The organism is Arcicella aurantiaca (assembly GCF_003148625.1).
GTDB lineage: Bacteria > Bacteroidota > Bacteroidia > Cytophagales > Spirosomataceae > Arcicella > Arcicella aurantiaca.
The window spans coordinates 42831-64868 of record NZ_QGGO01000028.1; the positions used below are offsets into that span (position 1 = coordinate 42831).

The following is a 22038-nucleotide window of genomic DNA, read 5'->3' on the forward strand; positions in this document are numbered from 1 at the left end:
GAATAGCCGTTTTTAGCATATATTTTCTTTGTTTTGTTTTATTTTTATTTATGTTATTATACAATTTTGACGCCAATCACAAGATTTAGACCATTTTCCAAAGCATATTAAATTAAATAGGGAACTATCTACTATTTGTCGTAATCAAGAAATAAACCGCCGACAGGGCGAAAAGCCGCTGTCAGGGTTTCGGATTCAACCCTGACAGCGGCTTTTCGCCCTGTCGGCGGTTGTGCGACGAATAGTAGATAATTCCGATTAAATAAACAATTCTTTCAGTTTACACACGTTCAAAGCAAACGAAGAACCTAAAATAAATGCAACTTGTTGTAAATACAAAGACAATGAGAAATTAGGAATTACATTATTCAAAATAATAACCCAATTACTTGTTCCTTAAAATTATAAAACTTCACAAACTATTAACTAATAACATATCATGGCTTTTGACATAGAAATGATTAAGGCGGTTTACGAGAGAATGCCTGCACGAATTGAAACAGCTCGTAAATTAGTAGGAAGACCGCTCACTTTAACCGAAAAAATCCTTTATTCTCATTTGTGGGAAGGAACTCCAACAACAACATTTGAAAGAGGTAAATCTTATGTAGATTTTGCTCCAGACCGTGTAGCAATGCAAGATGCAACGGCTCAAATGGCTCTTTTACAATTCATGCAGGCAGGTCGTCCGAAAGTTGCAGTGCCTTCCACTGTTCACTGTGACCACTTGATTGAAGCCAAAGTTGAATCAAAAACTGACCTTTCAGTAGCGGTTGATAAAAACAAAGAAGTGTATGACTTCCTTTCTTCTGTGTCGGATAAATATGGCATTGGATTCTGGAAACCCGGTGCTGGTATCATTCACCAAGTAGTTATTGAAAACTACGCTTTTCCGGGTGGTATGATGATTGGAACAGACTCGCATACCGTAAATGCAGGTGGTTTGGGCATGATTGCCATTGGTGTAGGTGGTGCTGACGCTTGCGACGTAATGGCGGGTTTAGCTTGGGAATTGAAATTTCCAAAACTTATCGGTGTGAAATTGACAGGTAAATTAAACGGTTGGACTTCTGCTAAAGACGTAATCTTGAAAGTGGCGGGAATTCTTACCGTAAAAGGCGGAACAGGTGCAGTGGTTGAATATTTTGGCGAAGGTGTTACATCAATGTCGGCAACGGGTAAAGGAACTATTGCCAATATGGGTGCTGAAATCGGAGCGACAACTTCTACTTTTGGTTACGACGAATCAATGGCTCGTTATTTAGCCGCAACAGGGCGTGCGGATGTAGCCGAGTTAGCCAATGGCATTAAAGAGCATTTAACGGCTGACCCAGAAGTTTATGCAAATCCTGCTTCATACTTTGACCAAGTTATTGAAATTGATTTAGATACTTTAGAGCCACACTTGAATGGTCCTTTCACGCCTGATTTAGCAACACCTATTTCTAAAATGAAAGAATTAGCTGAGAAAAACGGTTGGCCTACAAAAATTGAAGTCGGCTTGATTGGTTCATGTACCAACTCATCTTACGAAGACATTTCTCGTGCAGCTTCATTGGCTCGTCAAGTAGCGGCAAAAGGTTTGAAAACAAAAGCCCAATATACCGTAACTCCAGGTTCTGAACAGGTGCGTTATACCATCGAGCGTGACGGATTTATTGATACTTTTGAATCTATCGGTGGAAAAGTATTTGCTAATGCGTGTGGTCCATGTATTGGTCAGTGGGCAAGAGCGGGTGCTGAGAAAGCGGAGAAAAACACCATCGTTCACTCTTTCAACCGTAATTTTGCTAAACGTGCCGACGGGAACCCCAATACGTATGCTTTTGTAGGTTCACCAGAATTGGTAACGGCTTTGGCGATTGCAGGAGATTTGACATTCAATCCATTAACCGATTATTTGACTAATGAAGCAGGCGAAAAAGTAAAATTAGACGCTCCAACGGGTGACGAATTACCAACAAAAGGATTTGCCGTTGAAGATGCTGGCTATCAAGCTCCTGCACAAGATGGTTCGGGTGTGGTCGTGAAAGTTTCTCCAACTTCTGACCGTTTACAATTATTAGAACCATTTACTGCTTGGGAAGGAACAGACTTAATTGGCTTGAAATTATTGATTAAAGCGAAAGGTAAATGTACTACTGACCATATTTCAATGGCTGGTCCTTGGTTAAAATATCGTGGACATTTGGATAACATTTCTAATAATATGTTGATTGGTGCGGTAAACTTCTTCAATGAAAAAACCGATAATGTTAAAAACCAATTGACAGGTGAATACGGGCCTGTTCCTGCAACGCAACGTGCATACAAAGCGGCAGGTATTGGTTCAATTGTGGTGGGCGACCAAAACTACGGTGAAGGTTCTTCTCGTGAACACGCAGCGATGGAGCCACGCCATTTGGGTGTTCGTGCAGTATTGGTAAAATCATTTGCTCGTATTCACGAAACGAACTTGAAAAAACAAGGTATGTTAGCCTTAACTTTCGCTAATGAAGCCGATTATGATAAAATTCAAGAAGATGATTCAATCGACATTAAAGGATTAGCAACGTTTGCCCCAAATACTCCTTTGACGATTGTGTTAAACCATGCTGATGGTTCTTCAGAGGAAATTTTAGCAAATCATACTTACAACGACCAACAAGTAGAATGGTTTAAAGCAGGTGGTGCTTTGAATATTATTCGTGCTAATGTTGGGAAGTAGTTTTTGATGTTTTTTAAATTAGAAATGCCCTTGATGGAAGTTGAGGGCATTTTTTCGTTTAGGTAAAATAAAGCTTTCATTCTTTTGGGTTTACATAAAAAAGCTCTATATTTAGAATCAAGGAGTTTTTTTAATAACCTAATAAATGAAAGAATTCATAATTTATATTATTTACAGAGTATATAGATATTATTCAAAAAATAACAATGATTTAGTTAATGCTAAAATACAATCTTTTTTCGTCTTATTGACATTTCTTTTTCTCTACACATCACCTATTGTATTTTATATCTCATCCAAATCAGGGGCTATCAAATACTGGGATGATGATACATATTTTCTCGAAAGAAGAGTCTCAATAGCAATGGTTATGATAGTATTATCAGGAATATTCTTCTGGATTTATAGAATGAAAATAGATTCAATTCGTAAATATTTTGATTATTTTGATAGAGAATTTGATAAAGAAACTCATAAAAAGTACACAAAGTATGTTGTAATTGTTGGAATCTGTGCAGTTATCTGGCTATTATCAAGCATGATTATCATTGGAAAACTTACAAAATAATTTCCAGTCTTCAACAAAACAAAAAGCTCTTAAATCAATTTTTAGGAGCTTTTTTGTAAATTCAATTTTCTATAAAAATTTAAACTCAACTATGAAAACTAAAATCGTTGCTACCTTATTCATTTTTATTACCTTAATCACAGGATGTAATTTTTCTGATGATAAATCACAAGCTTCGTACAAGGAATTAGAAAAGACAATTTCGACACTCGAATTGAATAAAAAATTTAAGATTAAAGAAATTGATATTGCCGATTTTACTCAATCTGATACCATTGCAATTCATAATTTTCCTAATAAACCAACTTTGAAAACCCGAAAATTAAGCGTGGATTACAAATTAAAAATCACAGGAGAAAATGATGATTTTACTGCTCAATCCATAGTTACAAGTAATGATAGCCTTCATTGGCAAGTACAACAATTGACTATCACTGACCGAAAGAAAACAGAATCTTCTAAAAAAGAAATCAATTACATTTGGGATTTAGTCAAAGGGTCAAAAAAAAGGTATGAATTATCTCATCAAGTGAAAATTAAACAGTACATCAATTGAATAATTTTATCTACCGCAACGATTCCACCACTTCTTTTACATATTTTATCGTAAAATCAATTTCCTCCTCAGTCGTAAATTTTCCTAAACTAAAACGAATGGTTGCGTAAGCTAAATTATCATCCAAACCAATGGCTTTCAGCACATAAGAAGGCTCAACTGTTGCAGAAGTACAAGCAGAACCGCTTGAAACGGCAATATCACGGAATGACATCAATAAGTTTTCTCCATCAACCCCTCCAAAAGAAATATTAGTCAAATTGGGTAAACGATTTTCAATATTTCCATTCACTTGAACATCGGCAATGTTTTGTAAAATTCCTTGTTCTAATTTATCTCTTAAAATACTAAGTCTTTGATTTTCAGCTAACAATTCATTTTTTGCAATCTCACAAGCTTCTCCTAAGCCCACAATTCCAGTAACATTTAATGTTCCAGAACGATACCCTCTTTCGTGTCTCCCACCATCAATTTGTGCAATTAATTGGCTCGCTTTTGATTTTTTTCTAATATATAAAGCTCCAATACCTTTGGGTGCATATAATTTATGCCCTGACAAACTCAATAAATCAATATTATCGGCATCAACGTCTATTGCTACTTTTCCAAGGACTTGCGTTGCATCGGTATGAAAGAGAATATCATTTTTGTGTGCCAAAGCACCTATTTCTCTAATTGGCTGAATTGTCCCGATTTCATTATTCGCATACATCACAGAAATCAAAAAAGTTTCTGGTCTGATAGCATTTTCAATTTGTTCTAAAGAAATTAATCCAGCAGAATCAGGTTTTAAATAAGTGGTTTCACAACCCAATTTTTCAAGGTGTTTGCAAACGTCTAAAATGGCTTTATGCTCAGTTTCTACGGTGATTATGTGATTTTTAGAAGTCGAAAACAGTTCATACAATCCTTTGATTGCCAAATTATTAGCTTCTGTTGCACCGCTTGTAAAAACAATTTCTTTTGCCTCCGCTCCTATCAAATCTGCAATCTGCTGACGGGCATTTTCTACGGCATCTTGGGCAGTCCAACCATATAAATGTGAACGTGAGGCAGCATTCCCAAAATGCTCAGTAAAATACGGTAAAATCTTCTCTAAAACACGTTTATCAACGGGCGTGGTAGCGTTATAATCAAGGTAAATCGGTAATTTCATAAAAGTAGGACGGGCTTCCAACCTGTCTGTTCACGAGTTTTAAACAGGTTAAAAACCTGTTCTACTAAAACAAAAAAAGTGGAGTAAACGTTTGCTTACTCCACTTTAAATATGGTCAGAAATTCTTATTTTCCTCCGAATAAACCTCCCAGAAGTCCACCTAAGCCACCTGCAGCTCCACCTTGCTGTCCACCACCCATGAATTTTCCTGCAATATTCATGACATCACTCATATCAACTTTACCATCAGCCATAACACCCATAATATCAGTCATGTTGAATGAATTATCGTTAGGGTCATTTGTTTTAGAAATCATTGAACCTAAAACTCCTGGAAGAACTTGTGCAACAATTCCTGATGCAGCACTATTTCCTAATCCAAATTTTTGCATTAATCCACCAATTGCTTGTTGTGCAATTCCTGCTACGATTGGGTTTGACATCAAACCTGAACCACCGTTTCCAGCTTGCCCACCTAATAGACCTGCTAAACCTGCTAAACCGCCTTGACCACTTTGAGCTTGCTGCTGCATTCCACCTGTGATAGCACCTAAAATGGTTTGCATGGCATCATTATTATGTTCGTTAGGAATGGCGGGATTATTAACGATTGCGTCTTGTGAGTGGTCTTGAATTAGACCCATTAATTGTTCTAACATGGTTTCTTTTGTTATAATTGGTTATTTTTCAATTTTTAATGCAATAATAGATAGACTTTTTCTAATTTCAACGAATAATTATACGTTTATTTCAAATTGCGTGCTTATGACAGATAATATGACCGTAGAGTCACAGGAATCAACATCTTTTTTTTTAAAAGAGCAAATTCAAGTTTTAACAAATGATTTATTATATCCGTCGGAATCTGACGAAAAAATTGAATACTTTGAAATGGAGCTTTCTACGGCTGAAAAAGTGAATCAAGCGAACTTCAAAATGTTTAATGGAATTCAGCCAGAAATTAATGTGTCTGAAATGGATTTCGAGACTTTTTTCAAGCCTTTAATCAAAGTTGAAGATTGGTTTGGTGAAGACGAAAAAAAATGGGCAACTGATAGCTTAACTTTAAAAAATCTTTTAGCTGAAAAAACAAAAGATATTCAAATCTTTAAAGTTGGAGAAGTTTCAATTGATGTTTTTCTTTTTGGAAAAGCAGAAGAATGTAAATGGGTAGGACTCAAAACGAAGGTGATAGAAACGTAACACAGACTTTAGTCTGTTATAAATCAAAGGTACAGACGATTGCCAAGAAACACGCTGAAACTTACTTAAACGCCTTCAGTCTGTTATAAATTCAAAGGTACAGACTAAAGTCTGTGTTACATTATGCTACAAAAAAAGAGCGATTCAATTGAACCGCTCTGATTTCTCTATTTTACTTTAGCAACAACTGCTTTGAACGCCTCTGGGTGGTTCATTGCTAAGTCAGCTAATACCTTTCTGTTTAACTCAACTCCTTGTTTGTTTAACTTACCCATTAAAGCTGAGTACGATAAACCTTCCTGACGAGCGGCTGCGTTGATACGCTGAATCCACAACGAACGGAAATCTCTTTTCTTAACCTTACGGTCACGGTAAGCATATTGAAGACCTTTTTCAATCTTGTTTTTGGCTACCGTCCAAACGTTTTTACCTCTTCCGTAAAAGCCTTTGGCTAATTTAAGCACTTTTTTACGTCTTGCTCTTGACGCTACGTGGTTGACGCTACGTGGCATAATTTTGTTTGTTTTTTGAAACTTGGCGGTAAATTTTTACACTTTATAAGCCAATTTTCTGGTTGAACAATAACTGAAATCAGTTGTCAGTAATTAGTTATCAGTTATCAGAAAATAAAAATGTATTTTATTTAAAACTGTTCACTGTTAATTGGTTACTGTTCACTGAAAAGATATTACATAACTAACATTAAAGTTACTCTGTCCATATCTGCTGAACTTACTAACGTATCGTGAACTAAGTTACGCTTACGTTTTGTAGATTTTTTAGTAAGAATGTGGCTGTGGAAAGCGTGTTTACGCTTGATTTTGCCTGTTCCTGTAACCTTGAAGCGTTTTTTAGCTCCAGATTTGGTTTTAATTTTTGGCATTTTGTTAAACGTTTAAAAATGAAAAAGTATAAAATTTGTAAAATAGTCTGCAAAGATACGGAAAAAATGAATATCTACTATTTGAATCCTAAAAATACTCTTCAAATCTTTGATATAATGAGGTGATGTAAGCTCTGTTTCCGTTGGGGTTCTTTAAACTCTTTGTAAATTCGTACCATAAGCCATCACCAATCGTGATAAATTTACCAATTGATTTAGGCTCATTTTTAGAGGCTTTATCAGGAAAGAAATCACCTACAAATACCTGACCTATTAATTCGCTGGCTTCTTCCCAAGTTAAACTTCTGCTTCTTTTCATAGAATCTACCTCAGTATAAGCTTCAACACGGCGGTCGGTATAATGTAGAAATAAATCAAAAGCTGAAACACTTTTATTAGAATCAATCTTTTTGAAAGTCAAAGCAAAGGGTAATTCTTTGCCATAAGTTTCATAAACTGCCTGAGAAAGTTCTTGTAATAAATACTCCCAAGCTTCTTGATTTTTAGGATTCCCAAACGTTTTTCCATTCAGCACCAATTCCAAAAAATTTTGTTCTTCTTGAATAGCCTTTTGATTGGGTTTATCAGGCATTTGAGCCAAAAGTTCTAAAATAGGAGCTTTCCAAGCATTAGATAATTCGCCTGCCCATGCTACATTTTCTTCTCCTGTAAATCCTTCGTCTAAGATTTCTTCGTCCGAAAGTTCGTCACGATAAGTATAAGCTATTTCAAATTTGGTATCAATAAAGTCATTTTGGAAATCTAAACTGAGCAATATTTGGTGTGAAAATGGCGGAGGTAATATATCCGCAGTTTCAAATTTGATTTCTAAATGTTTAAGTTCTGTAATTAGCATTTTATTAAAATTCTTTTTCTTGCTGTATCTTTTATTTAGGAGCTGTTTAAACTTTTCTTTTCTGGCTGAAATTACTGTATTTTTAGACTTGTTAGTTTGAAATTATCGAAGCATAGCAGAGCTACGATGAGAGAATTTCGAAATAACAGGGTTAAAAAGACTTCATTTCGGTCGTAAGGAAAAGTTTAAACTGCTTCTTACCCAAAAGTATAGTTTTTTGAGTGAATAACGATAAATCAACCGAGATTAAATAAATATAGTTCATCATTAAAATACCTGATTTTTGTCATAACGCCCATTTTTAGCAAGGCCTAATTTTGTAATAAAAACAATTATGGCAATTTTAATATTCTTTTTAGCCCACTGGTATTTATCCTTATTTTCACAAACGTTCTTTTTACATCGTTATGCTGCACACCAAATGTTTACGATGTCGAAAAGGTGGGAAAAATTCTTCTATTGGTTCACTTTTGTAACCCAAGGTTCATCATTTTTAAGCCCAAAAGCCTATGGCATTATGCACCGTTTGCACCATGCTTATGCTGATACGGAAAAAGACCCACACTCACCAAGTTATTCCGACAATCTTTTTCACATGATGTGGAAAACAAAGGACTATTATAATGCCGTTTTGAACGACCGTGCAGGCATTGAACCTAAGTTTTTGAAAGGTGTTCCGTATTATGAAACTGTTGAAAAATTAGGAGACAAATGGTTTGTAAGAATTACATGGGGAGTTTTATATACCTTGTTTTATATCAAATTTGCCACTCATACTTGGGAATACGCCTTGTTGCCGATTCACTATTTAATGGGTCCCGTTCATGGTGTAATTATCAATTGGTTTGCTCATAAATACGGATATATCAACTTTAAAGTAAATGACACTGCCAAAAATTTATTACCATTCGACTTTTTAATGATGGGGGAATCTTACCATAATAATCATCATAAATTGGGTGGAAGAGCAAACTTTGGCATAAAATGGCACGAATTTGACCCTACTTACCCCGTTATTCTGCTTTTGAATTCACTTCATATCATCAAACTAAAATTAAATAATGACTTAAATTATATGTAGATATCGTAATATGGAAATCAACTTAAAAACATTCACATTAACTGAAAAATTAACGCAGGAACAGAAAGATTTTTTCAATAAATATGGCTTTATCCATTTCAAGAATTTCATTACAAAAGACGTTGTCGAGCATTTCAAAAAAGAAGCACATCGTATTGAAAAAGAATGGTTAGAATCTGGAATTGACAAAATGAACGGAATTCCGCTAAAGTTTGGAAAAGATGAAAAGGGAAATCCAATGATTCAACGTTTATGTTTTCTATCACAACATAGTGATATTTTGCACGAATATTTGCAAGACCCACGCTTAAAAGCACTTTTAGAGCTAATTCCAGATAACGAAAACCGTATTGGCGAAGACGAAAAAGATGGTTTAGTTTTTAATCATTATGTAAATGCGGATAATAGCAAGTTCTCACAAATGGGCTGGCACACTGATAGTCCAAGAGATTTATTTTTAGGACAAAAAATCTTGAAAATGCTTAATGTAGGCACACATTTAGATGATTGTCCGATGGAAAATGGCGGTTTACGTGTGCTTCCTGAAACGCATAATTTAAGTAAAATGAAGGTTTTGTTCTTGAAAAAACAGTTCATCGACCACAAACCTGACGAAAAAGAAGTGGGCTTAAATATCGAAGCAGGCGACTTAACTGTTCATGATGGCGACTTATGGCATAGAGTAGAAGTTTGTCCGTTCACAGGTGAAAAATCAAGACGAAGAGTGATGTATTTTCCGATTGTTCAGGGTAAATATCAACCTAAGAATCAACAAAGCAAAACGCCATTTTACCACAAATTAGGTAAATTGGTAGTGAAGTAATTTTGTAAATTTATGAAAAAGGACCTTGAAAATCGTCAAGATATAGAACAGTTGGTAAATAGTTTTTACGCTAAAATACGCCAAAATGAGACTTTAGGGAATATTTTTGATAATATCGCTCAAGTTAATTGGGAAAATCACCTTCCGAAAATGTATAATTTTTGGGAGATGATTTTATTTGGTCAAGAAGGCTACGAAGGTTTTCCACTTAGACCACATTTAATGTTAAATTCACTTCATCAATTAACTCCTCAACATTTCAACGAATGGCTAATTATTTTCAATAATACAGTCGATGAAAATTTTGAGGGAGACAAAGCAACTGAGGTAAAATCAAGAGCAAAAAATATCGCTCTTTCGTGGGCTTATAAAATTAATTTCATGAACCAAGAAGTGGTTGTTTAACAATTCTCAACGCTGTCAGGGTTTCCTCATTTCCCCCTTCAACTTCTCGAAAGTTTAAAACTTTCGAGAAGTTCCTCCAAGCCAAATTTGGGCTATTTCTTTAAAGTGCCAAAGCAGAATTAAACTGTTTGCGAAAATAATTTCCCTACAATTTGCTCTCTCAACATTCTTTTATCAAAAGCCATACAAATATTCCTAATAAATGGCTTCCCTCCTTCGTGAACAATTAACGATGTTTCATCAAAACTTAAAAGTTCGTCCTGCCTAAAACCTTCCAATTTCTCCGATAAATCAAGTCTCTCTTCTTCAGTAAAATCTTCAGTTTTCCAAGTAGTTTTAAATTGACACATAATATCTAAAATTTGCTGACGAACAATCAAATCTTCATCAGTCAAAATATGTCCTTTTAATAAAGGCAAAGTATTATTTTCCAGCATCTCCAAATATTCGTCAATATCTTTTACATTTTGAGAAAAACCAGACCAAGAATCACTAATTGAGGACACTCCCAAACCTAATAAAACTTTGGTTTGCGTAGTAGTATAACCCATAAAATTCCGATTAAGTGTTTGCTTCTCCATCGCTTTAAACATTGAATCATGCTTTAACGCAAAATGGTCCATTCCAATTTCTGCATATCCATTTTGCTCAAATAAATCTCTACCAATTTCGTACAATTCACGTTTTAACTCTGCTGAAGGTAAATCAACATCTTTAAAACCACGTTGCCCGTTTCCTTTCAACCAAGGCACATGAGCATAAGAATAAAATGCCAAGCGGTCGGGTCTCAAAGCCAAGGTTTTATGAATTGTATCAATCATGGATGCAGTTGTTTGAAAAGGCAAACCAAAAACTAAATCATGGCTAACCGATTCATAACCAATCTGTTTACACCATTCTGTTACTCGTTTTACGCTTTCAAGAGATTGTATTCTATGGATTGCTTTTTGCACAATTGGGTCATAATCTTGAACGCCAAAACTAACTCGTCTAAAGCCCAAATCATATAAAGTTTGTAGATGCTCAAAAGTAGTATTGGCAGGATGTCCCTCAAAACTGAATTCTATTTCATCATGTAAAGTTGAATAGTTTAGAATACCCTCAATAAGCATTTTAAGCATTTCTGGCTTGAAAAAACTGGGAGTTCCTCCGCCCAAATGAATTTCTGCAATTCGGGGTTTTTCAGTAAAATGATTTAGATACAATTGCCATTCTTTCAAAACCGCTTGGATGTAAGGCTTCTCAACTTCATGGTTTTTAGTGATGCGTTTATTGCAACCACAAAATGTACAAAGACTTTCGCAATAAGGTAAATGTATGTACAAACTTATTCCTGTTGATTGATTACTTGCTTGAAAAGTAGCATTTAAAGACGACAACCATGACATTTCACTGTATGTGTCTGATTGCCAATACGGTACCGTTGGGTAGCTTGTATAGCGTGGACCTGCCACGTTATATTTTGAAATGAGTGAATTCATATTTTGGGGATGTATTTATACCCAAATTTAAGTCCATAGCTATTGGAGAATGATGATTTTTATCAGTAATAAATCTGACAATTGGGGCAAAAAAAGAAGCTTCCCATTGGGAAGCCCTTTTTCTATAATCCTTACTTTGTTTATTTTTATTTGAGGAAGTCCTCAATTATTTCTCTTTGAAATATAGAATCTAAGTGTTTAAAATTTAATTATTCTTCTTTGTGAATTTTACAAATAAAGACACCAAATCATAGAATACACTGATATTCAAGCACATAAGATTACGAATGTTATTTTATAGTGACAAACAAAATTTAACTTTTTTCAGAAAAAAAAATACTCCTTTGTGTAAATTTGATAATTCTGATTTTTTTCGATTTTTTTCGGGATAAAAAAAAATTAATTTTACCCTCATCTTTACCAATAAAAAATAGTCTCTATTTAATTTTCAAATCCTTTTTTCATCTTGTCAAACAAAAAAATAATTAAATGACACATACCGTCCAAGCCAAAGAAACCTTATTTAGCATTGCCAAAAAATATAGCACTAATGTTGACCAACTGATAAAGATAAATGGATTAAAATCGAATAATTTATTCATTGGTCAAGTTATAAAGATTGACTTTCCAACGCCTGTTGCTCCAACTCCAACACCTCCTGCTGCTAATATTTCAGTTTTTGCCCAAAGGAATGTCTTTCAAGTAAAAAAAGAAAATAAAGGAAGTTTTAATAATTATGTTTTGACGTTCCCAACTCCCAATGGAACAGTTTCAACAGGAATTATGAGAGATAATTATCCTTCAACCAACTTGGCAAATCCCAAAGGAGTTAGTTACATTGGGCAGTCACTTTTCCAGACAAATACACCTTTATTTTCTGATTTGTGCCAACAGCCATTTTACATAGATTTACTACATTACATTGCTAAAAATGAAGGATGTTTTGACGCCATAAATAGTTATGACAAGGCAATTTTTTCATTTGGTTTCATTCAATTTACAGGAGGTTTAGCAAGTGGGTCGATGTTGACAAGGGTTTTACAAAGATTTAAAACCAAAGATGAATATGCCTTTAACGATTGCTTCGGAAAATATGGCATGAATATCCAAAATTATAAAACTCCTTTATTTCAAGTTGAAACCACGACTGGCATTAAAGAAGGCGATGCGGCATATTTAGAAGTTGCCAATAATTTACCGCTCACAACGGCATTTATAGCCAGCGGTTTCAGACGAAGTATGATTCGTTCACAAGTAGAAATCGCTTTGGAAGAATATGTTTTAAAAGCCCTATCTCCTACCCAAATGATTGTAATTAATGGCGTAAATATTGCTCTAAATCAAATTCTCCGTACACAAGGAGGCTTTGCATTAAGGGTCGATTTATGTGTTAATAGAGGTTTAGGAGGCTCATTAATTGTATTGAAAAAAGCTATTGAACAAGTTGTTGCGGAATCAGGAGTTACCGATTTATCCAGAATTAACGAAAAAAGAGTTGTAGAAATTGTTGCTCAAAACGACGTTGAGGCATGGAAAAAACAAAGAGTGCTAAAAATTATAGACAGCGGATTTAGTTTTCTGAAATAAATTTCAGTTTGACTACATCACCCACCACTAATGAAAAAAAAGCTATTACCCGATTGGCGAAAAGTGAACGTCAATTCATACCACTATGCAAAACTCTATAAAGAAACTTATGAAAACGTTGGACTTTACCCCGTTTCAGAGGAATATATTTTTAATTGCCACTCAAATTTATTTTACTTCAAAGAGAAATTAGTAGGCGGTTTTATCATCAATGACGGAATAATGAATCCTTTACGATATTTTTCCATCATCAAAACCGATGAAGAAATTGATTTATTATTAGATATTGAAGACCTCGAAGAAGCCCATCTAATGGAAATTTCTTGTATTTTCTTAGATAAAAAAATAGCACCCGTTTACCGAGTGCTATTTTATGTTGATGTTTTATCTCAAACCTATAAATTTGCTCGTTTTTGGAATAAAAAAGGCATATTAGGCGGAAGTTTCGAAAAGAAAATTCAGTTAATGCAAATGAAATTAATGCCTCATATTATTCTAAAAACGGTCATTAATAAATCTCTAAAAATCACGGGGCATCCCAAAGGTCTGGTTATGCTTTATTACTGCCCAACCAACGAATTTATTTTTCGGGCTATTTCCGTAATCATCCAATATTCTTTCCTAAAACTTTTCAAGAAAACGTCAAAATCTAATTGAGAACTCCGCAACGCTTTAAAAAATGAGCCACTTCTTTGGCAGTGCTAAAAGTGTAATGCTCGCCAAAATAATCTTTTGCTTTATTGATTATTTCTTTATTATAAAATTTAAGCGTTGAAGCAGTGACCTCTGTCACTTTCGCAAATTCATCTAAAGATTTATTCTCTGTATCGCTTGCGTAAGCTTGCAAAATAATCATTTCTTTAGGTGAAAATGGTGAGTTTTCCCAGATAAAAGCTCTGTTAATAAAAACGTTATATTTATCAACTAAATCAGGAGGAATATCCGTAAAACGTGGCTCAGGAGCTTCATTATTAAAACCCTTTTTTATCACCGTAAATTCTGACAAATACTGTAATAACTTTCCATCACTTGTAAATTGAAAAGGCGAAATAGTTCGCTTTACTAACATCAATTCTCCTTGCGAATTTTTGAAGGGAAGCTGAACAATAAATTTAGGTTTTAGGAACGCCAATAGTGTTTTTGCCTCGATATTAAACTCAAATATTTTCCTCCACATCAACGACATCAATTGCAAAATTCCTGGGGAAGGAATGGCTTGTACGTACTGCATCATATCAAAAGTGTCGGAATGATAACCGATTTCCTCCAAGCCTTTTGCATAAACAATATTGAAATCAGATACATTAACGATAAAGAAAAACTGTTCATACCTTAATCCATTGGTAAGCTTCATTAATTCATCTTGTTGTTCTTTTTCACTGACTAAAAGGTCTTCACTCTGATTCTCTAAAAATTGTTTTTTGGTGAACTCTTTTAAACTTTTAAACTCTTCGAGTTGTGTTTTTTTTACTTTCATAGGTCAATTTTAACTATAAGATTTATTACCTCTCTGATAGAGGTAATTTTATGATTTTTAAAGTTACAAATTTGTGCATGATTAATCTCTAAAACGTATGAAATATTGCTGTTTTAGGAAACCAAACTAAACCCCAAAAACTATGAATTCTTCAACCTTTCCAGTCGTCTTTGTGAAGAATAATCAGTTGTTACTTTATAAGGAAAAACTCAAAATTTCAATTTCAGAAATTATTCTTTTAGAAGCTCACAAAAATTATACGTGCTTATATATTTGTAATGGAAAAAGGCTTGTTGTTCCGAAAACACTTAAACTTTTTGAAGATTTATTGATAAACCACAAGTTTTATAGAATTCACAGAACGTTTTTAATTAACTACGCCCATTTGAAAAATTATAATGCAGATTTAGGGGAAGTTTATTTGACCCAAAATATAAAAGCAGTTGCCTCTCGAAGACGAAAATTAGACTTTGAGGTGCAGATAAATTATTTATCGTAGTAATTCACGATGAATGCGATTCTTAGTAGGTGGTTTTCACATTTAATTAATTTCTACATTTAGATACACAAATTAATAGTTCATGGCACATTAAAAACAAAAAACGATGTCGTAAAGGCATCGTTTTTTTTGTTATACTTTTATTCTTTTTACTTCAATTGCTTCTTCTAATTGTACGCTCACTTTTAGACTGTCTTTAAAATTAAAAACTTGTCCATCTTGTCTTACGTTTTCAATTAAATCAAAATCCAATTCTTGAATTAACCAACCTTCCGTTTGAGGATTTTGAATATTAACAATTCCTTCTTCTGGTAAGTTTTTATCAGGACTTGTATAAATAGCAGCATAACCGAAATTAATATCTACCGCAGGAGACCATTCTGCATTTTCAATGGTTTGCGAAACTGCCACATAACATTGATTTTCCAAAGCTCTTGCCCTTGCTCCTACGTGTACACGAGTTGCCCCTCTGATTGTTTCGGTACAACTTGGTGCTAAAATTAAATTTGCTCCGTTGGCACAAAGTAACTGCGAACCAATTGGAAATTCTACATCATAACAAATCTGAATGCCAAAACTCCCCCATTTCGTCTCAAAAACTGACAAAACTTTGGGTGCTGAAGCAATTCCCCATTCTTCATTTTCAAAACGAGTCATGAAAAATTTGTCCTGATAACCGACCAAGCCATTTTTTGAAAAGACAAAAACTCGATTATAGATTTTATCATCTTCCAAAACGGGAAAACTTGGAGCCACAATAATTACCTCAAATTGCTTTGCTAAATTGGAATAGGTTTCACAAAAAACATCTTTCAGGGAATCCATCTCCAAAACTTGTTTTCGCAAATCTTGCCTGATTTCTTCACTAAAAAGGCTTGTCAATTCCATTGAACCATATTCAGGGAAAAGCAATAATTCAGCTTTTTGTTCAATTGCAGATTTCACCCAATTTTCGGTGTAAATTTTCCAATCTTCGATATCTTTATGAAAAGTAATTGGGTATTGAGCCGTAGCTATTTTTACTTTCATCATTAAATATTTTTCACCCAATAAACCATTGGTTTTATCGTCGATTGGCTTTCATTAATATCCAACCAATCAAATTGGCTTTGTAAACTTTCATCTTTTTGATAACCTCTTTTCGTCCAAAAAATATCGTGTGGTTGATAATTTTCTGGTTTCATTGGGTGATTTTCGGGACGAACAACTGAACAAAAACACGTTTTTTCAAATGTTCCAAAACTTCGAGCATGATTTTCCCTTTCTTCAAAGAAACGATTTCCAATGCCCAAACCTCGATATTTAGACAATAAAATGCTTTCGCCAAAGTAAAAAATGCTTTCGATATTCATTTCTGCCTTGATAAATGGCTCTTGTACATCGGCAGTTTCATCTGATAACGGAATACACGTGGTAGCTCCTACCATTTTATCATCATCCCAAACACTAAATAAAAGTGCGTTTTCAGAATTAATATACGTTGAAAGATATTCTTTTTCGTGAGCGACTGTTCCTTCGTACAAATAAGGATAATCTTTAAAAACAATAATCCGTAATTGGGCTAAATCTAAAATTACAGATTCAATTTCTTTGCCTTTAAAGGCTTTGTAAGTTAGCATTTTTGATTTACGATTTAGAAACTAACTCAATCCAAAGTGGAAGGTTATAATAAGTTGTTACACGAGATATTTTGCCATCGGTAATTCCTAAAAAAGAAGCCGCAGGAAGAATATATGTTTGATTATGAGCAGGAGGTAAATCTTCGTCAGCTTTTTTATAAATGCCATTTACGGTAAATTCTGCGGCAATTCTTTGGTCGGAAGGTTCGGTGAAGAATACCATATCGGTTAGATTTTCATCATAACACTCGTCCATTTTTTGCAAAAACTTAGTAAAATTTTCTATTCCGATACGAACATCACCTTGGTTGCTTTCGTGACGAACTTCAGGGTGAAGCAATGAAAGCATTCCATTCCAGTTCTTTTCATTAAAATATTGATAGTATTGTTGTACTAATTCTAAAGATGTCATTTTATAATTTTTTAAAGGATTTAAAGTTTTATTAAAGATTTGGGGTATTTAATACACTGTTTAATAAGTTATTTCAACTTCCCGAAAGTTTTAAACTTTCGGGAAGTTCCCACAATCAAAGATTTTAGGATAAAAATTATTTAGAAAACTTATTAAACAGTGTATTTAACCACCAACAAAATTAATAAGAAATGACATTTCAAAATCATATTTTAATAAAATCAAACCACATTCAGTAGTTTTGTGTTACTAAAACATTACCATTTCAAACAGCCATTTAACAAGATGCTCAAATCCAAATTGCGATTCATTTTATTGTTGCTAACCACTCAGTGCTTTTTGCAAACCACTTTTTCACAGGCAATAAAACCCATGCCAACAGGTGAAATATTACTCAATCTTAAAAAACTAAATGTTGTCGGTACGGCACTTTACATGGCTGCTCACCCCGACGACGAAAATACCATCATGCTTTCGTGGCTTGCCAAAGAACGGAAAGTAAGAACGGCTTATCTTTCGGTAACTCGTGGTGATGGAGGACAAAATTTAGTAGGCTCTGAATTGTCTGATTTATTGGGACTTATCCGTACTCAAGAGCTTTTAGCGGCACGTTCTATTGATGGGCCAGAGCAGTATTTTACTCGTGCAAACGACTTTGGTTTTTCAAAAAATACCGAAGAAACCATGCAAATTTGGGGAAAAGATGCGGTAATGGCTGACGTTGTTTGGAGAATCAGAAACTTGCGTCCCGACGTAATCATTTGTCGTTTTCCACCCGATGCACGTGCAGGACATGGAAATCACTCAGCTTCGGCAGTTTTGGCAGAAGAAGCATTCAAGCTTTCGGGCGACCCAACTAAATTTCCAGAACAGTTAAAATACGTAAAACCTTGGCAAGCAAAACGTGTGGTTTGGAATACGTTTAATTTTGGAACAGTTGCACAAACGCAAAAACCAACTGAAAAAGAGTGGATACAAGTTGACATTGGTGCATACAATCCATTATTGGGAAAATCTTACAACGAAATTGCGGCAGAAAGTCGCTCACAACACAAATCACAAGGTTTTGGCGTTCCTCGTGGACGTGGTGCAAGACCAGAATATCTTGTTCATAAATTTGGCGAAAAAGCAGACAAAGACCTTTTTGACGGTGTTGATATTACTTGGAATAGAGTTAAAGGTGGTTCAGCCATTGAAACTTTAGTGAATGACGCCATTAAAAATTTCAATCCAGAAAACCCTTCGACTATCGTTCCAACTTTGGTAAAAGCCTATCAATTGGTGAATAATTTAGAAGATGAATATTGGAAGAATCAGAAGAAAAAGGAATTGGAAAGTTTGATAATTGCTTGCTCAGGTTTGTATTTTGAAGCTAATCCAAATGAATATTCTGCGGCATCTGGCGAAAAAATCAGCATAGCAACAACGGTTATCAAACGTTCAGATTTACCTGTTACTTTATCTGAAATCAAGTTGATTGGTTTAGCCAAAGACACAACGATGAAATTGGAATTAGGTAATAATGAGCTATTGAGATTTACGTTTGCTTCTGAAATTGCTAAAAATCAGCCGAATACACAGCCTTATTGGTTAGCGGAAAAGAAAATGGGCAAAGGAATGTACAGAGTTGACAATCAAGAATTGATAGGAATTCCAGAAAAACCTGCTGATTTACAAGCTGAATTTACATTTACGATTGACAATCAAAACTTTACTTTTTCATCACCTGTAATTTTCAAATATACCGATGAAGTTCGTGGAGAATTATATCGCACTTTTGAAATTCGACCAGAAGTAGCGGTAAATATTGCAGACAAAGTTTATGTTTTTGCTGATAATCAACCCAAAGACGTTGAGCTAACCTTAAAAGCTGCCAAAGCAGGTGTGTCAGGTAGCGTAAGTTTATCATTACCAACAGGTTGGAAATCGAATCCTGCGAATATTGATTTTAATTTAGCTAATAAATATCAAGAACAGAAAGTTATTTTTAAGGTTACGCCAAGTGTAAAAGATTCGGAAGGAGAAATAAAAGCCATTGTAAAAACCGCAAACGGAACATTTGATAGAGGCATTAGAACGGTTGCTTACGACCATATTCCTCCGCAAACACTTTTCCCTTTAGCAGAGTCAAAAGCAGTGAAATTAGACATTAAAACCAAAGGAAAATCTATTGGGTACATTGCAGGTGCAGGTGATGAAGTTCCTGCTGCTTTACGTCAAATTGGCTATTCGGTAACTAATTTAACAGAGAAAGAATTTAATGAAGATTTGTCAAAATTCGATGCCATTGTCGTGGGTGTTCGTGCGTACAATACAGAAGAAAGACTGAAGTTTTATCAAAAAAAATTGATGGAATATGTTGAGAAAGGTGGAAACATGGTGGTTCAATATCAGGTAAATAATCAATTACAAAAAATTGATGGTGGTATGGGACCTTATCCTTTTAAAATTTCAAGAGATAGAGTGACTGTGGAAGAAGCGGAAATTCGTTTCTTGAAACCAGAAAGTCCGTTGTTGAATATGCCAAATAAAATCACGAATAAGGATTTTGAAGGTTGGGTTCAAGAAAGAGGTTTATACTTTGCGAATGAATGGGACCCAAAATTTGAAACAATCCTATCATCAAATGACCCGAATGAGAAGCCTTTAGACGGTGGTTTACTTTACACTAAATACGGAAAAGGGAATTACATTTTTACGGGTTATGCCTTCTTCCGTCAATTGCCTGCGGGAGTTTCGGGTGCGTATCGTTTATTTGCCAATTTGATTTCTGCTGGGAAATAGGAATTGTTCTGAACTATGATTTGGAGGATTAATTGATTTTTGGATTTGCTTATTTTTATCCTAAAATCTGTTAATCCTGTAAATCATAGTTTTTTTATTGTCTGAACTATGATTTGGAGGATTAATTGATTTTTGGATTTGCTTATTTTTATCCTAAAATCTGTTAATCCTGTAAATCATAGTTTTTTTATTGTCTGAACTATGATTTATTGACATACTTTGTAAATTATTTCAGATTTACAGCCTATACCGCCGCATATATTCCAATTTGAGGTTGGCTGAGATAAATTTGCGACACAAATCTCTTTTACTCTATTTGAATAACACAAAAGTCGATTTAAGTTTAAATTTTTGCTTAAATCTAATTGAGAAATACTCGTTCCAACGCAGTTCAAATCAGTTAATAATAAACAATTTCTCACATTTAGCTCAGTCAAACCACTACCAGAACAATTAATAATTTTTAAGTTTTTACAATTTAAAATATTTAGGTTAGCTAAACTGGACATACTCCAAATTGATAACTCTTTCAAATTAATATTATTCAATAAATTGAGAGAAGTAAGGTTGAAATTATAACTAATATTTAAATAAGAGAGATTTATATTTTTACTTAAATTTAACGATTTTAGATTATTTTGCTTACCAATAATTTCAAATGTTAAGCTATCCAGATTTACAAAATATTCGATTCCTGTAATATCTTCAATGTCTCCATAAATACGTATTGCTTTTACTTTTTCTAAATCACTTTTTGATGCTAAACCATTAAGTGTTTTGTCTGAATCTATTTTTAAGTCCAGAAGTTCTTGCTCGAATTTTTTATCTAAAATTTTGACTTTTTCATCATCGACAACAGAAGTTTCGTTTTTTGTACACGAAATGAAAAAAAACAATACCAGAAATAAATGTAAAATAAGTTTTTTCATTGAAATGTGCTTTAATGTTTAAGTGCTGTTAAAAGGTAACCTATATTAAAAAGGTTGTTCTCGAATCTCCATTTACCCAATCGATTTTATCCGCAAATCAAATTCAAAATCTTCAATTTCTATGATTTTAACTTTTGAAAAGTCGGGGTGTTGTGGATTAAACAAATAATTAAACTCATTTTTAATGATAGCAGATGGAACTTGTAGCACACAAGAGTTAAATTCTTCAATCCATTTGTCTCCAATTTCTTGGCATAATTGATAATTGTTATGGTCAGTCCATTCTAAAGGAAGTTCTGAAATATTAATTTTAGTAATTGCTAAATCATCAGGCAATTCAACAACAGCCACTTTAAATGCCGTTTTTAATCTATCAGAATTTAAGTGTACCACCATTTCCAAACACGCTAACGCACGTGAAGAAGCCGTATAACACATAAAAATTCCATTTGAATTCCACCTTGCAGCATAACCCGAACCACGTAAATTTCCCGCCCACTTTTCTGTTGTAATTCTATAAACAAGCATAGATATAATATTAAGCGGTAGCACCAAATTCAATGCGATATAATTCTTCCATAATTAACTCTATTCCACCCGAAGTCTCCATTAATTCCGCAGGAATTTCCCAACCTAAACCGTAAGCAGGTTTCATAATCCATTTACGAAAAGCCTCTAATTCGCTAAAAATCTCGTTCCCTTTTTTAAATAAAGCAATGAGTTTTAGGGCGTGTTCACTGTTTACCACATCCAAGTTTTTACCTTCCTGTGTATAACGAGTTATCGTTTTGGCAGAGGTGTTAAATAATGTCGCAATTTGTTCTTTTTTGAACCCTGTCAATAAAATTATATCATATAAAACACTTGCACTCAATCCTTTACGAGCATTAAGAACAATAGAAATATTACCCCGAATTTGTGGAGCATATTTAGCGTAAATCGCCGCTTCTTCTTGAACTTCCATGATTTTTTCTTGATGTTTTTAATGAGAATCTTCTATTCAAAATCTTAC

At 34.1% G+C, this 22038-nt stretch carries 24 protein-coding genes; 11 read left to right on the plus strand and 13 right to left on the minus strand.

The window, feature by feature from the left end:
• The first annotated feature begins 439 nt into the window (after window positions 1–439).
• The 3 genes from LV89_RS19925 to LV89_RS19935 all read left to right on the plus strand — a co-directional run bounded on the left by LV89_RS19925 (window position 440) and on the right by LV89_RS19935 (window position 3831).
• Window positions 440–2707, plus strand: a complete 2268-nt coding sequence (locus tag LV89_RS19925; protein WP_109744681.1) for an aconitate hydratase — start codon at window positions 440–442, stop codon at window positions 2705–2707.
• Between the two features lie 145 nt (window positions 2708–2852).
• A complete protein-coding gene (locus LV89_RS19930) occupies window positions 2853–3275 on the plus strand; it encodes a hypothetical protein (RefSeq protein WP_109744682.1) in 423 nt (140 codons plus the stop codon).
• Between the two features lie 91 nt (window positions 3276–3366).
• Window positions 3367–3831, plus strand: coding sequence for a hypothetical protein (locus LV89_RS19935; RefSeq protein ID WP_146199217.1), 465 nt, complete (start codon window positions 3367–3369; stop codon window positions 3829–3831).
• A 10-nt stretch (window positions 3832–3841) separates the two neighbouring features.
• Here LV89_RS19935 and LV89_RS19940 read toward each other — a convergent pair whose 3' ends face one another.
• Together LV89_RS19940 and LV89_RS19945 are read right to left on the minus strand one after the other, a co-directional pair.
• Complete coding sequence (locus LV89_RS19940; RefSeq protein ID WP_109744709.1) at window positions 3842–4987, minus strand: IscS subfamily cysteine desulfurase; 1146 nt, start codon at window positions 4985–4987, stop codon at window positions 3842–3844.
• A gap of 125 nt (window positions 4988–5112) precedes the next feature.
• Window positions 5113–5646: a DUF937 domain-containing protein gene (locus LV89_RS19945; RefSeq protein ID WP_109744684.1), complete on the minus strand. Its 534-nt coding sequence runs from the start codon at window positions 5644–5646 to the stop codon at window positions 5113–5115.
• Between the two features lie 106 nt (window positions 5647–5752).
• Here LV89_RS19945 and LV89_RS19950 point away from each other — a divergent pair, with 106 nt between their 5' ends.
• The gene (locus LV89_RS19950; protein WP_158279644.1) at window positions 5753–6190 is read left to right on the plus strand and encodes a nuclease A inhibitor family protein; all 438 of its coding nucleotides are present in this window, start codon (window positions 5753–5755) and stop codon (window positions 6188–6190) included.
• Window positions 6191–6357: 167 nt separating this feature from the next.
• Here the strand turns inward: LV89_RS19950 and rplT are convergent, their stop codons facing one another.
• The 3 genes from rplT to LV89_RS19965 all read right to left on the minus strand — a co-directional run bounded on the left by rplT (window position 6358) and on the right by LV89_RS19965 (window position 7929).
• On the minus strand, window positions 6358–6702 hold the full coding sequence (gene rplT / locus LV89_RS19955) for a 50S ribosomal protein L20 (RefSeq protein ID WP_109744686.1): 345 nt from the start codon (window positions 6700–6702) through the stop codon (window positions 6358–6360).
• Window positions 6703–6878: 176 nt separating this feature from the next.
• Entirely contained in the window at window positions 6879–7073 is a 195-nt protein-coding gene (rpmI, locus tag LV89_RS19960; RefSeq protein ID WP_109744687.1) for a 50S ribosomal protein L35, read from the minus strand.
• Window positions 7074–7161: 88 nt separating this feature from the next.
• Entirely contained in the window at window positions 7162–7929 is a 768-nt protein-coding gene (locus LV89_RS19965) for a hypothetical protein (RefSeq protein ID WP_109744688.1), read from the minus strand.
• A 334-nt stretch (window positions 7930–8263) separates the two neighbouring features.
• Between LV89_RS19965 and LV89_RS19970 the strand changes: the two genes are divergently transcribed.
• From LV89_RS19970 to LV89_RS19980, 3 genes are read left to right on the plus strand one after another with little or no spacing between them, the layout of a single operon-like run.
• Entirely contained in the window at window positions 8264–9010 is a 747-nt protein-coding gene (locus LV89_RS19970) for an acyl-CoA desaturase (protein ID WP_109744689.1), read from the plus strand.
• A 10-nt stretch (window positions 9011–9020) separates the two neighbouring features.
• Window positions 9021–9833: a phytanoyl-CoA dioxygenase family protein gene (locus LV89_RS19975; RefSeq protein ID WP_109744690.1), complete on the plus strand. Its 813-nt coding sequence runs from the start codon at window positions 9021–9023 to the stop codon at window positions 9831–9833.
• A 12-nt stretch (window positions 9834–9845) separates the two neighbouring features.
• Window positions 9846–10238 (plus strand): group III truncated hemoglobin, encoded by a 393-nt coding sequence (locus tag LV89_RS19980; protein WP_109744691.1) that lies wholly within the window; start codon window positions 9846–9848, stop codon window positions 10236–10238.
• Window positions 10239–10357: 119 nt separating this feature from the next.
• Here LV89_RS19980 and hemN read toward each other — a convergent pair whose 3' ends face one another.
• Window positions 10358–11719 (minus strand): oxygen-independent coproporphyrinogen III oxidase, encoded by a 1362-nt coding sequence (gene hemN, locus LV89_RS19985; protein WP_109744692.1) that lies wholly within the window; start codon window positions 11717–11719, stop codon window positions 10358–10360.
• Window positions 11720–12208: 489 nt separating this feature from the next.
• On the opposite strand from hemN, the gene LV89_RS19990 reads away from it, so the two are divergent.
• Both LV89_RS19990 and LV89_RS19995 read left to right on the plus strand, forming a co-directional pair.
• Entirely contained in the window at window positions 12209–13306 is a 1098-nt protein-coding gene (locus LV89_RS19990) for a LysM peptidoglycan-binding domain-containing protein (protein WP_109744693.1), read from the plus strand.
• A gap of 30 nt (window positions 13307–13336) precedes the next feature.
• Entirely contained in the window at window positions 13337–13963 is a 627-nt protein-coding gene (locus tag LV89_RS19995) for a hypothetical protein (protein WP_109744694.1), read from the plus strand.
• Here LV89_RS19995 and LV89_RS20000 read toward each other — a convergent pair.
• Window positions 13956–14783: a hypothetical protein gene (locus LV89_RS20000; RefSeq protein WP_109744695.1), complete on the minus strand. Its 828-nt coding sequence runs from the start codon at window positions 14781–14783 to the stop codon at window positions 13956–13958. The two genes, LV89_RS19995 and LV89_RS20000, sit on opposite strands and share 8 nt — an antisense overlap.
• Before the next feature lie 142 nt (window positions 14784–14925).
• On the opposite strand from LV89_RS20000, the gene LV89_RS20005 reads away from it, so the two are divergent.
• Window positions 14926–15282, plus strand: a complete 357-nt coding sequence (locus LV89_RS20005) for a LytR/AlgR family response regulator transcription factor (RefSeq protein WP_109744696.1) — start codon at window positions 14926–14928, stop codon at window positions 15280–15282.
• A gap of 132 nt (window positions 15283–15414) precedes the next feature.
• On the opposite strand, the gene LV89_RS20010 is transcribed toward LV89_RS20005, so the two are convergent.
• From LV89_RS20010 to LV89_RS20020, 3 genes are read right to left on the minus strand one after another with little or no spacing between them, the layout of a single operon-like run.
• Window positions 15415–16311 carry a carbon-nitrogen hydrolase family protein gene (locus tag LV89_RS20010; RefSeq protein ID WP_109744710.1) on the minus strand — a complete coding sequence of 299 codons (897 nt, stop codon included), beginning with the start codon at window positions 16309–16311 and terminating at the stop codon, window positions 15415–15417.
• A 2-nt stretch (window positions 16312–16313) separates the two neighbouring features.
• On the minus strand, window positions 16314–16901 hold the full coding sequence (locus LV89_RS20015; protein ID WP_109744697.1) for a GNAT family N-acetyltransferase: 588 nt from the start codon (window positions 16899–16901) through the stop codon (window positions 16314–16316).
• A 7-nt stretch (window positions 16902–16908) separates the two neighbouring features.
• Window positions 16909–17313: a nuclear transport factor 2 family protein gene (locus LV89_RS20020; RefSeq protein ID WP_109744698.1), complete on the minus strand. Its 405-nt coding sequence runs from the start codon at window positions 17311–17313 to the stop codon at window positions 16909–16911.
• 285 nt (window positions 17314–17598) lie between these two features.
• On the opposite strand from LV89_RS20020, the gene LV89_RS20025 reads away from it, so the two are divergent.
• Complete coding sequence (locus LV89_RS20025) at window positions 17599–20097, plus strand: PIG-L family deacetylase (RefSeq protein WP_109744699.1); 2499 nt, start codon at window positions 17599–17601, stop codon at window positions 20095–20097.
• A 206-nt stretch (window positions 20098–20303) separates the two neighbouring features.
• Here the strand turns inward: LV89_RS20025 and LV89_RS20030 are convergent, their stop codons facing one another.
• The 3 genes from LV89_RS20030 to LV89_RS20040 form a co-directional block, all read right to left on the minus strand.
• Complete coding sequence (locus LV89_RS20030) at window positions 20304–21026, minus strand: hypothetical protein (protein ID WP_109744700.1); 723 nt, start codon at window positions 21024–21026, stop codon at window positions 20304–20306.
• Window positions 21027–21098: 72 nt separating this feature from the next.
• The gene (locus LV89_RS20035) at window positions 21099–21554 is read right to left on the minus strand and encodes an RES family NAD+ phosphorylase (RefSeq protein ID WP_109744701.1); all 456 of its coding nucleotides are present in this window, start codon (window positions 21552–21554) and stop codon (window positions 21099–21101) included.
• 10 nt (window positions 21555–21564) lie between these two features.
• Window positions 21565–21990, minus strand: coding sequence for an Xre family toxin-antitoxin system antitoxin (locus LV89_RS20040; RefSeq protein ID WP_109744702.1), 426 nt, complete (start codon window positions 21988–21990; stop codon window positions 21565–21567).
• Window positions 21991–22038: the final 48 nt, after the last annotated feature.

Bases quoted from the DNA above. Each gene is read 5' to 3' on its own strand.
- LV89_RS19995 (WP_109744694.1), top strand. From the start codon at position 13,337: ATGAAAAAAAAGCTATTACCCGATTGGCGAAAAGTGAACGTCAATTCA.
- LV89_RS19940 (WP_109744709.1), bottom strand. From the start codon at position 4,987: ATGAAATTACCGATTTACCTTGATTATAACGCTACCACGCCCGTTGAT.
- LV89_RS20005 (WP_109744696.1), top strand. From the start codon at position 14,926: ATGAATTCTTCAACCTTTCCAGTCGTCTTTGTGAAGAATAATCAGTTG.
- LV89_RS20040 (WP_109744702.1), bottom strand. From the start codon at position 21,990: ATGGAAGTTCAAGAAGAAGCGGCGATTTACGCTAAATATGCTCCACAA.
- LV89_RS19975 (WP_109744690.1), top strand. From the start codon at position 9,021: ATGGAAATCAACTTAAAAACATTCACATTAACTGAAAAATTAACGCAG.
- LV89_RS20020 (WP_109744698.1), bottom strand. From the start codon at position 17,313: ATGACATCTTTAGAATTAGTACAACAATACTATCAATATTTTAATGAA.
- LV89_RS19945 (WP_109744684.1), bottom strand. From the start codon at position 5,646: ATGTTAGAACAATTAATGGGTCTAATTCAAGACCACTCACAAGACGCA.
- LV89_RS19925 (WP_109744681.1), top strand. From the start codon at position 440: ATGGCTTTTGACATAGAAATGATTAAGGCGGTTTACGAGAGAATGCCT.
- LV89_RS19950 (WP_158279644.1), top strand. From the start codon at position 5,753: ATGACAGATAATATGACCGTAGAGTCACAGGAATCAACATCTTTTTTT.
- LV89_RS20035 (WP_109744701.1), bottom strand. From the start codon at position 21,554: ATGCTTGTTTATAGAATTACAACAGAAAAGTGGGCGGGAAATTTACGT.
- LV89_RS20000 (WP_109744695.1), bottom strand. From the start codon at position 14,783: ATGAAAGTAAAAAAAACACAACTCGAAGAGTTTAAAAGTTTAAAAGAG.
- hemN (WP_109744692.1), bottom strand. From the start codon at position 11,719: ATGAATTCACTCATTTCAAAATATAACGTGGCAGGTCCACGCTATACA.
- LV89_RS20015 (WP_109744697.1), bottom strand. From the start codon at position 16,901: ATGCTAACTTACAAAGCCTTTAAAGGCAAAGAAATTGAATCTGTAATT.
- LV89_RS20025 (WP_109744699.1), top strand. From the start codon at position 17,599: ATGCTCAAATCCAAATTGCGATTCATTTTATTGTTGCTAACCACTCAG.
- LV89_RS19965 (WP_109744688.1), bottom strand. From the start codon at position 7,929: ATGCTAATTACAGAACTTAAACATTTAGAAATCAAATTTGAAACTGCG.
- LV89_RS20030 (WP_109744700.1), bottom strand. From the start codon at position 21,026: ATGAAAAAACTTATTTTACATTTATTTCTGGTATTGTTTTTTTTCATT.
- LV89_RS19935 (WP_146199217.1), top strand. From the start codon at position 3,367: ATGAAAACTAAAATCGTTGCTACCTTATTCATTTTTATTACCTTAATC.
- rplT (WP_109744686.1), bottom strand. From the start codon at position 6,702: ATGCCACGTAGCGTCAACCACGTAGCGTCAAGAGCAAGACGTAAAAAA.
- LV89_RS19970 (WP_109744689.1), top strand. From the start codon at position 8,264: ATGGCAATTTTAATATTCTTTTTAGCCCACTGGTATTTATCCTTATTT.
- LV89_RS20010 (WP_109744710.1), bottom strand. From the start codon at position 16,311: ATGAAAGTAAAAATAGCTACGGCTCAATACCCAATTACTTTTCATAAA.
- LV89_RS19990 (WP_109744693.1), top strand. From the start codon at position 12,209: ATGACACATACCGTCCAAGCCAAAGAAACCTTATTTAGCATTGCCAAA.
- rpmI (WP_109744687.1), bottom strand. From the start codon at position 7,073: ATGCCAAAAATTAAAACCAAATCTGGAGCTAAAAAACGCTTCAAGGTT.
- LV89_RS19980 (WP_109744691.1), top strand. From the start codon at position 9,846: ATGAAAAAGGACCTTGAAAATCGTCAAGATATAGAACAGTTGGTAAAT.
- LV89_RS19930 (WP_109744682.1), top strand. From the start codon at position 2,853: ATGAAAGAATTCATAATTTATATTATTTACAGAGTATATAGATATTAT.